General features: G+C 65.5%; 13 protein-coding genes. 4 read left to right on the top strand and 9 right to left on the bottom strand.

The window, feature by feature from the left end:
* Positions 1-37: 37 nt before the first annotated feature.
* The 9 genes from ACTXG5_RS12450 to ACTXG5_RS12410 all read right to left on the bottom strand — a co-directional run bounded on the left by ACTXG5_RS12450 (position 38) and on the right by ACTXG5_RS12410 (position 11151).
* Entirely contained in the window at positions 38-841 is an 804-nt protein-coding gene (locus tag ACTXG5_RS12450; protein WP_445163934.1) for a crotonase/enoyl-CoA hydratase family protein, read from the bottom strand.
* Positions 838-1986: a thiolase family protein gene (locus ACTXG5_RS12445; RefSeq protein WP_445163933.1), complete on the bottom strand. Its 1149-nt coding sequence runs from the start codon at positions 1984-1986 to the stop codon at positions 838-840. The genes ACTXG5_RS12450 and ACTXG5_RS12445 overlap by 4 nt, the downstream gene beginning before the upstream one ends.
* A 251-nt stretch (positions 1987-2237) precedes the next feature.
* Positions 2238-3722: an aldehyde dehydrogenase family protein gene (locus ACTXG5_RS12440; protein WP_445163932.1), complete on the bottom strand. Its 1485-nt coding sequence runs from the start codon at positions 3720-3722 to the stop codon at positions 2238-2240.
* A 134-nt stretch (positions 3723-3856) separates the two neighbouring features.
* Positions 3857-5074, bottom strand: a complete 1218-nt coding sequence (locus ACTXG5_RS12435) for a cytochrome P450 (protein WP_445163931.1) — start codon at positions 5072-5074, stop codon at positions 3857-3859.
* 19 nt (positions 5075-5093) lie between these two features.
* Positions 5094-6086 (bottom strand): SDR family oxidoreductase, encoded by a 993-nt coding sequence (locus ACTXG5_RS12430; RefSeq protein WP_445163930.1) that lies wholly within the window; start codon positions 6084-6086, stop codon positions 5094-5096.
* On the bottom strand, positions 6079-7209 hold the full coding sequence (locus ACTXG5_RS12425; protein WP_445163929.1) for a spirocyclase AveC family protein: 1131 nt from the start codon (positions 7207-7209) through the stop codon (positions 6079-6081). The genes ACTXG5_RS12430 and ACTXG5_RS12425 overlap by 8 nt, the downstream gene beginning before the upstream one ends.
* 3 nt (positions 7210-7212) lie before the next feature.
* Complete coding sequence (locus tag ACTXG5_RS12420; protein WP_445163928.1) at positions 7213-8331, bottom strand: ABC transporter substrate-binding protein; 1119 nt, start codon at positions 8329-8331, stop codon at positions 7213-7215.
* A gap of 94 nt (positions 8332-8425) precedes the next feature.
* The gene (locus tag ACTXG5_RS12415) at positions 8426-9277 is read right to left on the bottom strand and encodes a CbbQ/NirQ/NorQ/GpvN family protein (protein WP_445163927.1); all 852 of its coding nucleotides are present in this window, start codon (positions 9275-9277) and stop codon (positions 8426-8428) included.
* Positions 9278-9426: 149 nt separating this feature from the next.
* A complete protein-coding gene (locus tag ACTXG5_RS12410) occupies positions 9427-11151 on the bottom strand; it encodes a nitric oxide reductase activation protein NorD (RefSeq protein ID WP_445163926.1) in 1725 nt (574 codons plus the stop codon).
* Between the two features lie 98 nt (positions 11152-11249).
* On the opposite strand from ACTXG5_RS12410, the gene ACTXG5_RS12405 reads away from it, so the two are divergent.
* The 4 genes from ACTXG5_RS12405 to ACTXG5_RS12390 all read left to right on the top strand — a co-directional run bounded on the left by ACTXG5_RS12405 (position 11250) and on the right by ACTXG5_RS12390 (position 15225).
* Positions 11250-12233 carry an SDR family NAD(P)-dependent oxidoreductase gene (locus ACTXG5_RS12405; protein ID WP_445163925.1) on the top strand — a complete coding sequence of 328 codons (984 nt, stop codon included), beginning with the start codon at positions 11250-11252 and terminating at the stop codon, positions 12231-12233.
* Positions 12234-12299: 66 nt separating this feature from the next.
* On the top strand, positions 12300-13454 hold the full coding sequence (locus ACTXG5_RS12400) for an acyl-CoA dehydrogenase family protein (protein WP_445163924.1): 1155 nt from the start codon (positions 12300-12302) through the stop codon (positions 13452-13454).
* Positions 13451-14569, top strand: a complete 1119-nt coding sequence (locus ACTXG5_RS12395) for an acyl-CoA dehydrogenase family protein (protein ID WP_445163923.1) — start codon at positions 13451-13453, stop codon at positions 14567-14569. The genes ACTXG5_RS12400 and ACTXG5_RS12395 overlap by 4 nt, the downstream gene beginning before the upstream one ends.
* A gap of 8 nt (positions 14570-14577) precedes the next feature.
* Entirely contained in the window at positions 14578-15225 is a 648-nt protein-coding gene (locus tag ACTXG5_RS12390) for a nitroreductase family protein (protein ID WP_445164387.1), read from the top strand.
* Positions 15226-15256 lie beyond the last annotated feature (31 nt).

Here is a 15256-nt window from a genome sequence, read left to right as displayed (position 1 = left end):
CCCCATTCGCCCGGCTACGCCGCGCTCGCGATCGCCCCTAGCGCGCCTTCCAGACCGGCTCCCGCTTCTCGGCGAACGCCAACGGCCCTTCGGTGGCGTCCTCGGATCTGATCAGGGTGCGCATCTCGGACACGGTGCGCTCCCAGCCAACTTCGTCGTCGGTGATGACGCCGTCGTCGACCCCGTAGGCGATGCGCTTGCTGGCCTGTACGGACAGCGGTGCGTTCACGGTGACCCGCGCCGCCATCGCCAGCGCCGCGTCGAGCACCGAGCCTTCCTTGACGACCTGGTTGACCAGGCCCCATTCCCAGGCGTCGGAAGCCGTCATCGGCTCACCCGTCAACAGCAGTTCCATCGCGACTTTCCGGGGCAGCTGGTCGACGATGCGGAAGACACCGCCGGCCGCGGCGATCAGTCCGCGTTTGACCTCGGGCAGGCCGAACTGGGCGAGCTGATGGGCGACGACCAGGTCGCTGGCCAGCGCCAGCTCGGTACCGCCGCCCAGCGCGGTGCCGTTGACCGCGGCGATGGTGGGCTTGTCGATGAAGTGGTGCACGTAACCGGCGAAGCCCCATTCGGCGTGGTCCGGGTGATACAGGTTCTCGCGGCGCGCGATCGCCTTGAGATCGGCTCCGGCACAAAATGATTTGTCGCCGGCACCGGTGATCACCACGGCGCGCACGTCGGGATCTTGCTGCGCTTCTTCCAGCGCATCCCCAACGCCGATGCTGACCGCGGCGTTGATCGCGTTCCGCGCCTCGGGCCGGTTGATCGTAATGACCAACACATTGCCGCGGTGCTCAACCAGCACTGCCGGTTGAGCGCCGTCAGCGTCGGTCATAGCAGCTCCACAATGGTGGCGTTGGCCTGGCCACCACCCTCACACATGGTCTGCAGGCCATAGCGAATTCCCTTGTCCCGCATGTGGTACAGCAGTGTCGTCATGATCCGCGCTCCGGAGCCACCGAGCGGGTGGCCGAGCGCGATCGCGCCGCCGTTGGGGTTGAGCTTCTTCTCGTCGGCGCCGATGTCCTTCAGCCACGCGAGCGGAACCGGCGCGAACGCCTCGTTGACTTCGTATGCCCCGATGTCGCCGATGCTCAGCCCGGAGCGCTTCAGCACCTTCTGGGTTGCCGGGATCGGTGCGGTCAGCATGATGACCGGGTCGGCTCCGGCCAGGGTGGCGGTGTGCACCTTGGCAATTGGCGTGAGCCCTAGTTCCTTGGCCTTTTCCGCGGACATGAACAGTAAAGCGGCCGCGCCGTCGGAGATCTGCGAGGAGTTGCCGGCGTGGATCACGCCGTCCTCCTTGAACGCCGGCTTCAGCGAGGCCATCTTTTCCATCGGCGTGCCGCGGCGGATGCCTTCGTCCTTGAGGACGACGTTGCCATCCTGGTCTTTGATGCCGACGATCTGGTCGTCGAACGCACCGGAATCCTGTGCAGCAGCTGCCTTTTCGTGAGATCCGAGAGAGAACTCATCGAGCGCGATGCGGTCGAGCCCCCACTGCTCGGCGATCATCTCGGCGCCCAGGCCCTGATTGGGGATCCTGCCGTCGTAGCGCGAGATGAAGTTCTCCGGGTACGGCCGCCCGCCATTGGCCAGCGATGCCCCCATCGGGGTCCGCGACATGGACTCGACCCCGCCGGCTACGACGACGTCATAGTGTCCGGCCACCACACCGGCCGCGGCGAAGTGGATGGACTGCTGGCTCGATCCGCACTGGCGGTCGACGGTCACGCCAGGGACGGTCTCCGGCCAGCCCGCGGTCAACAATGCCGTGCGGCCGATGTCGAGGGCCTGTTCGCCGGCCTGCATTACGCAGCCCCAGATAACGTCGTCAACGATTCCGGGGTCGATGCCGGCCCTGGTGGCCAGTCCGTTGAGTACCTGCGCGGACAGCTCCGCCGGGTGCACCCCGGAAAGTCCTCCATTGCGCTTGCCGACGGGTGAGCGCACGGCCTCGACGATGACAGCTTCAGGCATGGTTATGTCTCCTTTGACTCCGGTCTTGCCTCGATTGTCGACCAAGGGATTGGGCGACCGGGTGGCGGGGTGGCTCTGGGACGGGGTGTCGGCGAAAAGGCGCGAACCGGCAGCCACCCTGACCACATCGGTGCCGAACGGGATACCACCAAGCAATCCGCGACTTCGATATCGTTAGCGCACAAGCTAATCCCGCGCAGTCGCCGACAGGAACGAAGCCGAACGGCCGACGCCGGCGCGGGATTAGTTATCTAGACGGCGGGATACGCCACAGACTTGATCTCGGTGTACTGGTCGAATCCGGCGATGCCGTTCTGGCGTCCCACGCCGCTCTCCTTGTATCCACCGAACGGTGTGTCAGCACCGTATGGGGCACCGCCGTTGACACCCATGAACCCGGCCTTGATCCGGCGGGTCACCGACAGCGCACGCTCGAGGGAACCGGAAAAGACGTTGCCGGCCAACCCGTACACGCTGTCGTTGGCGATCCGGATCGCGTCCTCCTCGTCGTCGAACGGAATGACCGAGAGCACCGGCCCGAAGATCTCCTCCTGAGCAATGGTCATCTTGTTGTCGACATTGATGAAAAGCGTTGGCCGAACGAAATATCCCTTGTCGAAACCGGTGGCCGCACCGGGGCCGCCGACCAGCGCCGTGGCGCCCTCGTCCACGCCCCTCTGGATGTAGCCGTTCACCCGCTCGAACTGGCGCTCCGAGATCACCGGGCCGCACAGCGTCCCGGGGTCCTGCGGGTCGCCGCACGTGACGTTCTCGTAGATGTTCTTGAGGATTTCGACGCCCTCGTCGTAGCGGGATCGCGGCAACAGCAGCCGGGTCGGGTTGGCGCAACCCTGACCGGCGTGCATGCACGGCGCGATGCCGACCATGCAGGCCGTGCCGAAGTCGGCGTCCTCCAGCACGATGGTGGCCGACTTGCCGCCGAGCTCCAGGAACAGCCGCTTCATCGTGGCCGCGCCCTTTTCCATGATCCGCTTGCCGACCACCGTCGAGCCGGTGAACGAGATCAGGTCGACCTTGGGCGACAGTGTCAGTTCCTCGCCCACGAAGTGATCGGATGCGGTGACCACGTTGACGACACCGGCCGGGATGTCGGTCTTTTCGGCGATCAGCCGGCCCAGCCGGTTCGCGTTGAACGGGGTGTTGGGCGCCGGCTTGAGCACGACAGTGTTGCCGGTGCCCAACGCCTGGCCGAGCTTGTTGAGGGTGACCTCGAACGGGAAGTTCCACGGCACGATCGCGCCGACCACACCGACCGGCTCACGCCACACCTTGCGGGTGGTCAGCGTGCCGGTCAGGCTGATCACCTTGTCGCCCAGGTCGGTCTCCCAGGCGTACTCGTCGATCAGTCGGGCGGGGTATTTCAGTCCGTCCTCCAGCGGCGCATCCAGCTGGGGTCCGAACGTGATGGCCCGCGGGGAGCCGACCTCGAGGATGAGCTCCTCGCGCAGCTCGTCGATCTCGGACTCGATCGCCTCGTGCAGCTGCAGCAGACAGCGCTTGCGCAGCTCCTTGTTGGTCGACCAGTCGGTCTCGTCGAAGGCGCGGCGGGCGGCGTCGATGGCCCGGAGCATGTCCTCTTTCGACGCATCGGACACTTCGCCGAGGGATTCCTCGGTGGCCGGGTTGATGTTGGTGAAGGACCCGGCCTGGCCGTCGACGAGCTTGCCGTCGATCATCATCTTCGGCTCGAACCGAACCTTTACAGTGTCAGCCATATCTGTTCAGCTCTCTTTCGACGAGGCGCAGGTTAGAGCGCCGGGACGTAAAAATGCCACTGCCGGGCGGGTCACTCTATAGTGAGCCTTACTGGAAACTAGCCGATTGGCAACCCACACCTGCAGGCGCCCTGCTACTGGGCATCGAACAGCACCGGAACCGACGTCGGCGACCGGAAAACCTGCCCGCGGATGTGCGGGTCGTTGCCGTCGGGATCCAGCCGAAGATTCGGCAGCCGGTCCAGCAACAGGTTGATCGCGGTGCGCATTTCGAGGCGCGCCAAGTGCATGCCGAGGCAGACGTGCACGCCGTGGCCCCAGCCCAGATTTGCCTTGGGCTGACGGTGAATGTTGAACGTGTTCGGATCGGGGTAGCGATCGTCTTGCCGGTTCGCCGAGCCCAGCATCGGCATCACCGTCGCCCCCGCCGGGATGGACACGCCGCCGAGTTCGGTGTTGCGGGTGGCCACCCTCGTGATGGTCAGCAACGGCGATTCCCACCGCACGCCCTCTTCGATCGCCGCCGGGAGCAGCGACCGGTCAGCGCGGATCGCGTCCAGTTGCGCCGGATCCGACAACAGCGCCAACAGCAGGCTGCCCAGCGACCGGTAGGTGGTCTCCACCCCGGCGGGCAGCAGCAGCCGAAGGAACGAGAAGATCTCTTCGTCCGCGAGCTTCTCGCCGTCGATCTCGGCCGCACCGAGCGCGCTGATCAAATCTTCCTTCGGCTCGGCGCGGCGGGCTTCGAGTATCGGGGCGAAGTATTCGCACAGCGCCGCTGACGCCGCGAGTCCGCGTTCGGGGTTCATCAGCCAACTCAGCAGCGAAATCGACCACCGCTGGAACTGTGGGTAATCCTTTTCCGGCAACCCCAGCAGGCCCGCGATGATCTGGCTCGGATAGTCGAAGGTGAACTCCTTCACCAGGTCTGCCTTGCCATTGGGCGCAAACTTGTCGATCAGGCTATTTGCCACCCGGCCGACCAACTCGTCCTGCCAGCGCGCCAATGACTTCTGCGTGAAGGCCTTCGATACCAATGACCGCAGCCGGCCGTGGACGGGCTCGTCCATGCCGAGCATCACGCCTTCACCCAGCACCGGGCCGAACGCGGCGATCACGGCCGCCGACGAAAACGTCTCGTTGTCGCGCAGCATCTGCTGGATATCCTCGTGGCGATACACGATGAACATCGGCAGCGATTCCTCATGCGGAAGCGCCCCCGACGTCTCTAGTCGCTGCACCGGCTCCTCGCGGCGCAGCCGCGCCAGTTCGGTGTACGGGTCTCGCACGTCACCGGAAATCGCGTCGTCGAAGGAACCGAAGTCCTCCAGGTCGTCGAAAAGCTGTTCCATATCTACCCCTTACTCCCCTTCAATCCCCTTGTGTCCCTTTGCTTCGCCGCGCCGCCAGGGACGCTAAGCGTTGCAATACCGGCTGCGGAAGAATGTGCGCGACCAGCACCATCGACCTTTGGCCAACCGTCAACGGCCATGCGCCACCGCGCATCGAACCCTGCTTGGGTATGCCCAGCGCGGTTCGAGACATGTGATGCATTCCTATCGCCGGAAGAATTCGGTTGGACACCAACAACATCGACGCGTCCGATCCCACACCCCGGCGACGGAATGACCCAGTGTCGTTTAGCGCCTTGACCAATCCGTCGGTGAACCGTTCGGGTGGACGGGCCATCCTCATCGCAAACCGGCCACGGCTGTTCATGGTGTTGTGCAGCCGGGCATACGGTCCCGCGAAATCGCGATTGTCAGTGGTGCCCGCATCGGTGATCATCTCGGTGTCGTACATGCCGGCGACCAAAACGGTGACACCGAGACCGAACGGCGCGATCTCGCAGGCCATTGACTCACCCCAGCGCTCCATCGCCCCCTTGGCCGCCGAGTACGGCGCGGTGGCCGGTTGACCTCGTACCCCGGCCGCGCTGGATATCAGCACGATGCGCCCCTCGCCCGCCGCGCGCATCGACGGCAACAGTGCCTTGGTCAGTTCGACCGGGCCAAGGACGCTGGTGGCGAACATGTTCTGCCACAACCCTATATCGGCCTCCTCCACCGTTCCGGCGGCCGAGATACCGGCATTGTGCACCAAGGCATAGGGTGCGCCGACGGCGTCTTCAATTGTCTTGGCGGCCGCGGCGATTGATCCGGAGTCCATCAGGTCGAGGTGAACGCCGATCAACCGATCGTCGCCCTCGCCGGCTCCGGTTGCCTCGCGCAGCACCGGCAGCCCCCGGTCGGGGTTACGCATCGCGGCAACCACCCGCCAACCGTCGCGGTAGAGGCGAACCGCCGACGCGAAGCCCAGACCGCGGGAAGCGCCGGTGATGACGACGCTGCGCGGTTCAGCCATTCTTGCTCGCACAGGCGCCCTGACCCGGCGGCGGCGGGTCGACGTGGGGTCGCCCGTTGGGCTCGCCGCTCGCCCAGGTCGACCAGATGCCGACGGAGTACGGGCCCTGGGCGCCCGCTTTCTCGTAAAATCCTTGTGGGTCATAGACTTTGGCTTCGGGATACGGCCACGGGCAGGCCACGGAGGTAGCCGCATGGCTGACCTTGATGGCCCAGAACCACGCGCCGTAGGCGAAGTAGGACACGTTGATGATGGCGAACATCACCAGGAACGTGCCCAGCACCGGCCGGCTGGGGACGATCTTGGCTTTCGCGGCAAGCTTCTCGGCCACCGATTTGCCGGTGTCGTCGCGATAGCAGAGTATCGCCGCGGGCACCATCACGAAGGTCACCGAGAACGATTCCCAGATCAGCGGGAATTGAAATGTGGTGCCGGTGAATATGGAGCCCCAGGGAATCACCTGCGCGTAGATGTACATGCCCCAGTGGATCAACGTGTTTTCCAGAAACGCGTCCATGACGAAGCCGATCGCGCAAGTCACCAGGCCCAGGCAGATCAACGGGTGCCGTGATACGAATGCCTCCGGCCCTTTCCGCGCCTGCAGTTTGCGCAGGATCCAGACCGCGGGGAAGTAGGGGCCGAAATAGAACATCACGTAACCGAACACCACGAATGGTTCGACGGTCGGTGACAACGACACCAGTGGCCACGACTCCGGCCAGTGGGTGAGGTCGGGGTTGTAGACCGCGAACGGCGCCCAATTCATGATCGGGTCTTGCCACACGATCAGCGTGGTGCACAAGAACATCAGCATCACCGGACTGCCCGGATTGCGCCGCCAGCCCCTGACGAACACCGTCAGCAGCACAACCAGCGTGACGGCGGTGGCAACATCCAAGAAGGTGATGTAGTCCAACCCGAAGGTGAACCTGACCGGCCGCGGCCGGCCCTGCACGTTCGGGTTGGCGACGCGCGGGTCGAGAGCGGTGCGGCAGTTGACGATGAAGAAGAGCGCGAACGCCGCCAGGGCAGCGCCGGCGATCCAGCCGCCCCAGCCGCGCTTTTCGCCTACCCCGGAGCGTTTTTCGTTTGCCGGCAGTGGTGTTGCTTGTTCGGTGGACATGCGTCAGCCTTCCTCTCCGAAGCGATCGACGAGATGCGAGTTGACGCCGTCGGCGTCAAGCTTTCGGGCCACTAGATAGCCGGATCCCATCCATGCGCGCCGCGTCCACTTGCCCAGGGAGACACGGGTTCCGGGGGCACCCGAGGCGGCGGGCACCATCTTGACGCGTTCCAATGCCTCTTTCACCCCGCGCGGGCTGAGCGGATGCGCGTCGGTGAACGCGCGGACCAGGGTGGCGGCGACGTCACGGTTCACCACCGTCACGCAGAACTCAGGACGACTGCCGTTGTACTTCGCGGCGTACTGGTCCAGGAAGCTCTGTCCGATCGGGTTGCCCTCGTCGTACTGATCGACCCCGACCCAGCCCATGAACGCGTTCCACATGATCGGGTTGACCCACGCATTCTGGAAGGCGGTAGTGGTAAACCGCGGTGGGTCCCAGCCGAGGCTCTCGAGCGCCGGGTTGATGAAGACGATCCCGAACCCGAATCCCAGGTGCACGATCGCTTCGGCCTTTGCCTCGTGGAGCGTTTGCACTGCCGCGTTGATGTCCTGCGCCGTCTGCGCGATCTCGACTTCCGCGACGATCCGAATGCCTTTGCGGCGGCACGCACTTCGCAGGTTCTTCAGATAACTTTCGCCGATGAGGCTCTGCTCGACGAGGACACCGATCTCGGCGAGTCCTCGTTTGGCGATGAGGTCGGCCAGGAAGATCGGCTCATCCGTCATGGAGCCTTGCGGGAAGGCGAACGTCCACTCGCCGAGCCAGTCGTCGGTGCCGGTCACGCTGATGGCGGGCACCTTGAATCGTTCCTCGATCGCTTCACGCACCGGGACGCAGTTGTCGGTGATGTTCGGACCGAAGACCACCAGACAACCCTCGTCGACCAGTTCTCCATATGCGTCGATCACCGCTTTGACCGAGCCCTTGGGCAGACCCTCCACTTCGCGGTAGATCATCTGGACGGGACGGTCCATCAGGCCCTGCGCTACTGCCTCTTCGAAAATGAGGTCGAAGGTCTGGGTGAAAGAGGCGAACAGATCCTCGGGAAACCCCGGCGGCAGCCTGAAGTCCATCAAATAGCCGACCTTGATCGGCTCAGCGCTGCTTTCGTAGGACATCTGACCTCCCGGGTGGTCCGTTCACTCGCAACGATCCATCGCTGACCTAATATTTGTTCAGACGGTAGCGGGGGCGCTGTGCAGCGTCAAACATCTATCCACCGCCACCCAGATAGACCTCGACCATCTCGCCCAGCGCCCTACCCACTGCCACGTCGTCGGTGAGCGGCCCGGCGATCGCGGCTTTCGCTGCCTGGTGCATGGGCAGGCCCTCGGCGACCAGCCTGCCCGCCGCGATCAGGACGCGGGTCGACGCGACCTCGCGCAGTCCGCCGGTTTCCAGCCGGCGGATGGCCTGGCCGAAACGCACCAGCTCGGCCGCGGTGGCAGCGTCCACCCCCGCTTCGTGCGCGACGATGCCTTCTTCGATATCGGCCGCGGGGAAACCGAATTCGACAGCGACCATGCGCTGACGGGTCGAATCCTTGAGGTCCTTGAGGACGCTCTGATAGCCGGGGTTATACGACACCACCAGACCGAATCCTGGCGCGGCGTCCAGCGTGATGCCGAGCCGCTCGATCGGCAGCTGCCGCCGGTGGTCCGCGAGTGGATGCAGCACCACGGTCGTGTCCTGCCGGGCCTCCACCACCTCATCCAGGTAACAGATCGCGCCCTCGCGCACGGCCCGGGTCAATGGGCCGTCCACCCACACCGTCTCGTCACCCTGCAGCAGATAGCGGCCGACCAGATCTGCCGTGGTGAGGTCGTCGTGACAGGAAACGGTGATCAGCGTTCGGCCGAGGTCGTGGGCCATCGCCTCGACGAAGCGGGTCTTGCCACAGCCCGTCGGCCCCTTCAAGACGAGCGCCAAACCCTGACGGTAGGCGGCTTTGAAGATGGCCTCTTCGCCGCCGATCGCCTGATAGTAGGGCCGCGCCCGCGCAGCGTCCGTTTCCGGGTCGGGAGTCGCGCCATTGCGGCGAGCGATCCCGGACTCGTTGGCCATAACGTCCCTTCTGCCATCCGCAGCACTGCGGTTATTGGAGCCTAACCGGAACAGATGTTTGTTTCAAGTGCGCTGACGAGGGGCTTTAGATCCGGAACGCGCACGCCAACTGCATTCGGGGACATGGCATCAGCGCGAAATTCGGGCAATCAGGCGCTCACCCTCCGGCGGACCTCTGCCGAGCGCAACGCGGATCGGAACAGCGGTCCGATCACACCGGCGAGCTGATCCGGGCGTGCGATCGTGGCATGTGCGGTGCTGCCGAACACCCGGCGCAGCGATGCCACGTCGGTACCCGCGCCGATGGTCAGGCACACACACCCGGTCCCCCGGCGGCGGGCCTCGGTCAACGCGCGGCGCGCATCCGCGGCACCGTAAGCCCGTTCGTACCCGTGGTCGTAGGCAAGCCCGTCGGACAGCACCACAAGGAGCCGCCGCGACGTGCCGCCCCGTGCCTCCAGAACCGACGAGCCATGGCGGATGGCCGCACCGAGGCGGGAGTACGCGCCGGGTTCCAGGCTGTTCAGCCGCCTGATGATGTGGGCATCGAGATGGTCGTCGAATCGCTTGACGGGCACCATGGTTACCGCCGCGCGCCCCTGCGAGTAATAGGCGTAGAGCGCAACCCGGTCACCAAGGTCGTGCAGGGCGACGGCCAGGTTGGCAACCGCCGCACGTTGTTGTTCGTGCACCGTGCGCCCCACCGTTCCGGGCTCGGCCGCCGACCCCGACACATCGAGAAGGAGCAGCACCGACAGGTCGCGCCGGCGACGCAGGCTGTCGAGGTACACCGCCTCGTCGGGCACCGAGCCCGCCCGCACGTCGACTCGGGCTTCGACGGCAGCGTCGATGTCGATGTCGTCACCCTGCGACTGCCGATGGCGACGGTGCAGACCCATTCCCAGTCGCGATAGCGGCCGTCGCACACCGATGGCGTCGTCGAGTGGCCAGGTCGCCCCAAAGGAGGATGCTTTAATCGTCGGCTCGACTTCCCGCACGGTGCACCAGGCTGGCCGGTAGCACTTGCGAGTGACATCCCACTCCGGATACCGCACGCCGTCCGCCGCGGTGTTGGCCTCGTGGTCGTTGACGTCCTCGCTCGACGTGGAGGCCAGCGACGAAACGGCGTAGTGACCACGGATTCCCGAATTAATGCGGTTCGTCCGATGCGTCGGGGCATCCGCACCGGGTGGTCCCCCGCCGCTGCCGGTCTTACGCGCCGAAGACAGCATCTTCTTCAGCCACTTGCCGATGAAGCCGCCTCCGCCAACCGGGCTGGTGAACAGGTCGGGATCGTCGGAGTCGTCGATCTCGCCATCATCAAGGTCCGCGAGCTCCGCCGATTCCCGCGCGCCGCGGTCCCGCGGGACGTGCCGGGAGTTCGCCTGGTCGTCGTGTTTGACCACTCGGGCGCACACGGCCATCACCTTGGCCGCACGAATCACGCCGAACTCCGGCGCCGGGTCGTCGAGCGCTGTCCGCCCGGCGGCAATCGCCAGCGACGCGGCGGGCGAATCGCTGCGACCCGCGATGTCGCGGTTGCCCAACGACGCCAAAACCGTTGGTAGCACGTGCGCGTTGGCGACCAGTGCGCGGTGAGCTTCCACCGCCAGGTAGCGCTTGGCCAGCCGGGGGTGACGGACCAAGGGGCCCACGACGTCGGGGGCCAGGCTGCCGGCCGCGATCATCGACGCCTGTACGGCAATAGCCTCGAGTTGTGCATGGGCGCGCGCGGCGTCGACATAGATCGTCTGACCGTCCGTCCACGCAGGTTCGCCTGGTTGCAGCTCGGCGACCGCTACCGGCCGGCCCGCCAGCGCGGAGGCGAACATGCCCAGGGCCTGCGACCGCTCGGTACGAGCGTCGTCCCCCACGCTCAACCTCCGAATCGTTGACCAAATATCTGTTCCACCGTAAAGTCCGGCTGCACGGCAGTCAATGACGTCAGCCGTCGGTTTGTCAGGAGCGCATGATGATTGACTTCACCGACCAGGTGGCTGTCGTCACCGGCGCCGGTCGCGGACTCGGCCGGCTCTACGCGCTCGATTTGGCCCGGCGCGGGGCCGCGGTGGTTGTCAACGACCTCGGCGGCTCGATGCGCGGCGACGGTGCCGACGCGAAAATCGCCGACGACGTGGTCGACGAGATCACCAAAGCGGGCGGCCGGGCGATCGCCTCCTACGACTCGGTCGACAGCCCGGCCGGCGGCCAAGCGATCATCGAGGCGGCCGTGGGTGCATTCGGGCGCCTCGACTCGGTCGTCAGCAACGCGGGAATTTTCGGCAGCGTGGCATTTGAAGATCTCTCGGTCGACGAGTGGACCCGGATGCTGCGCGTGCATCTCGACGGCGCGTTCTATCTGTCTCAGCCCGCGTATCGCGTGATGAAGAACAACGGGGGCGGCAGGTTCGTGTTCATCTCGTCCTCCGCCGGCATCTTCGGCCAGCCGATGGAGGCTCACTACGCCGCGGCCAAGGCCGGCCTGGTGGGGTTGACGAACGTGATCGCGATCGAGGGCGAAGCACACGGCATACTCGCGAATTCCGTAATGCCAACTGGCTTCTCGCGAATGGTCACCGAGACCGTCGGCGACGAGAAGTTCCTCGCCGAATCCGGCTTCATGCAGGCCATCCGGCCCGAACTCGTCGTGCCGCTGGTGACCTTTCTCGCGAGCAGCGCCTGCACGTTCACCCACCGCAACTATTCGGCCGCCGCCGGACGCTACGCGCGGGTGTTCGTCGGCCTCAGCGAAGGCTGGCTGGCGGACACCGAAAGCGAACCGAGGGCCGAAGACATCGAGACACATCTCGAGCAGATGTCAGCCACGGAGCGATTCCTGGTGCCCGGCTCGATCGTCGACGAGGTGCTGGAAGTCTGTGAGCGACGTGGTGTCAGCGCGATGCCGGGCGGGGCGGAGGTCGCATTCCCCGAACAGAGCCGCGACGGGCGTCATTGACCAAAAAAATGCTCCACCGTAAAGTCCGGCCTAGCCGCAGTCAGCTACGACCAGAGTCAAGGAAAAGTGGACTTCTCCTACCCAGCGGAAGTGGAACAGTTCCGCGCCGAGCTGCGTGAGTGGCTGTCGGTGAACCTGACCGATGAGCTGGTGGCTGCCCGCCGGCCTTCGGGACGCGACGATGCGACGTTCGAGCTGCTGCGCGGCTGGAGTCGGACGATGTCCGACGCGGGATGGGCCGCCGTCTCCTGGCCCGGCGTATACGGCGGCCGCGGAGCGACGGTTCTCGAACAACTGGTGTACACCGAGGAGACCACACGCGCGCGGGCGCCCATGCCGCTCAACGTCATTGGGATGAACAACATCGCGCCCGCGATCATGCAGTACGGCACCGAAGACCAGAAGAAGACGCTGCTGCGCCGGATGATGCGTGCCGACGACATCTGGTGTCAGGGAATGTCGGAGCCCGAAGCGGGATCCGATCTCGCCGCGCTGCGCACCCGGGCCGTGCGAGACGGCGACGATTTCGTCGTCAACGGTCAGAAGATCTGGACCTCGCTCGGGCATCGGGCGCACTGGTGCCAGCTGTATGTGCGCACCGATCCCGACGCCCCGAAGCACAAGGGGATCTCCTGCCTGATCGTCGACATGGCGCTGCCCGGCATCGAGGTCCGCCCGCTCGTCACACTCAACGGCGACGCCGATTTCGCCGAAGTGTTCCTGCACGACGTACGGGTGCCGGCCGACGCGTTGCTCGGACCGTTGAACGGCGGCTGGCAGGTGGCCACCACCACGCTCAGCCACGAACGCGCCGGGGCCGCACGGCTGTACGCCGAAATGCAGGTGCGGCTGGAAGAACTGGTGGACGATATCGCCGCGCACAGCGACGCTCTGGACGACCCCGTGACGCTGCATCGCCTCGGCGAAATCGCGGTGCGGATCAAGTATCTCGAGGTGCTGTGCCAGCGGTCGATCTCAGCAACGCTGCACGGTGGCTCGGACAGCGCTGCGTTCGGATCGGCCAGTCTCGCCAAGACCGTGTGGGGTGAGATCGGTCAGGACTTGGCCGCGCTGGCCTTCGACGTGCTGGGTACTCGCGGCGCGAACGCCCCGTGGGCGAACTACCGTCTCACGTCACGCTCGCTGACCATCGCGGGTGGAACGACACAGATCAACAAGAACATCACCGCGCAGCGCGTCCTCGGATTGCCGCGCAAATGAACCTCGAACTCACCGACGAGCAGGTCGCGCTGCGCGACACCACGCGGCGCTTTCTTGCTGAGAAAGCACCGATTTCGGGTCACGTGCGCGAACTGCTCGACGACCCGGCCGGCGTCGACGATGCGGTCTGGCGCGGCCTGGCCGACCTCGGCACCACCGGGCTGTTGGTGCCCGAGGAACACGGCGGCGCCGGGATGACGATGGTCGAGGCCGGCGTCGTCGCCGAAGAACTCGGTGCCGCACTGCACCCGGGGCCGTGGTTGTCCACCGCGGTCGCCGCGCCACGCGCGCTGACCCGACTCTGCGATAATGCCGGTGCTGCAACGATTTTGGCCGGCATAGCCAACGGGACGACGATCGCCACCGTCGGCTTCTTGGATTTCGAGAATGCTCCCGTCGACGCAACCGGACAAGATGACGACATCGTCCTGCAGGGTGAGATCGCCGGTGTACCCGATGCCGCGGCGGCCGACATCCTGCTGGTGCTGGCCGAAGACCCGGAAGGCATCGGGCTTTTCGCGGTGAACACCGACTCCCCCGGAATCTCCGTGCGGCCCGAGCGCGGTATCGATCAGACCCGCAAACGGTTTAGTGTCGCGCTCGACGGTACTGCGGCACAGCGGCTGGCCACGGCCGAGCCAGCCGACGTTGCGGCGGTCATCGACGACGTGCTGGTCGCCACCGCCGCCGACGCGCTCGGCGCCGCGCGGGCCGTCATGGACCTTGCCGTCGAATACGCAAAGGTCAGAAAGCAATTCGGTCAGGTCATCGGATCGTTTCAGGCGATCCAGCATTTGTGCGTCGACATGTACGAAACGGTCGAACTGGCCCGCAGCGGCGTGATCCACGCGCTCTGGGCCGCCGACGCGTTCCCGGACGCCGACCTTCCTTCTAACGAACGCCATCTTGCCGCGCTGCGCGCGAAGGCGTTCGCCGGGCGACTGGCCACCGTGGGCGATACCGCCATCCAGGTATTCGGCGGTATCGGCTACACCTGGGAGCACGATGCACATCTTTACCTCAAGCGCCTGCTGAGCTGGAGCGCACTTCTCGGCGGACCCGACCGGTATCTGACTGAACTCGGTGCGCGCCTTACGAAGAGAGCTCCCCGATGACCGGGTCGATGGATGTCGAATACCTGCTGACCGCCACCCGTTCCGCGCGCAAGTCCCTCGACCTGGACGCGCCGGTGGACCTCGAAGATATTCGCGAAAGCCTGCGCATCGGCCTGCAGGCGGCCAACGGCTCGAACTCACAGGCCTGGCGTTGGCTGGTGGTCGCCGATCCGACGCTGCGGAACAAGATCGCCGAGCTGTACCGCGACGCCTATCTGAAGCGGGTCGGTGGTCAGCTGCTCGCCGCGATGCTGCCGGCCGGTACGCCGGAGGGTCGGCTGATGTCGTCGACGGAGTGGCTGGTCGAGAACATGGCGAAGGTACCTCTGCTGGTAATCCCTTGCTATGAGCCCTACTTGCCGCGCATCGACGGCGACGAGTCGTTTCACCTGGCCACCCTGTACGGCTCGATCTTCCCGGCGGTGTGGAACTTTCAGCTGGCCTTGCACACCCGCGGATACGGCACCTGTGTGACGACCCTGCACTTACACCACGAAGATGAGGTGAGGCAGTTGCTCGGGATTCCGCCGAGCTACGTTCAGGGCGCCCTGCTGCCGGTGGGCCGGCTGCGGTCCGGGCACACCTTCTCCCCCGCCGTGCGGCGGCCCCTCGACCAAGTGGTCGCGGTGGACAATTGGGACGGTCCTGGCCTCTAAGGCCCTAGAATGGGGCCCGGCACCGCTGTTA

Source organism: Mycobacterium sp. Dal123C01, from assembly GCF_052566995.1.
Note: the sequence above shows the minus strand (reverse complement) of the source record. Positions and strands in the feature narration are given on the sequence as shown.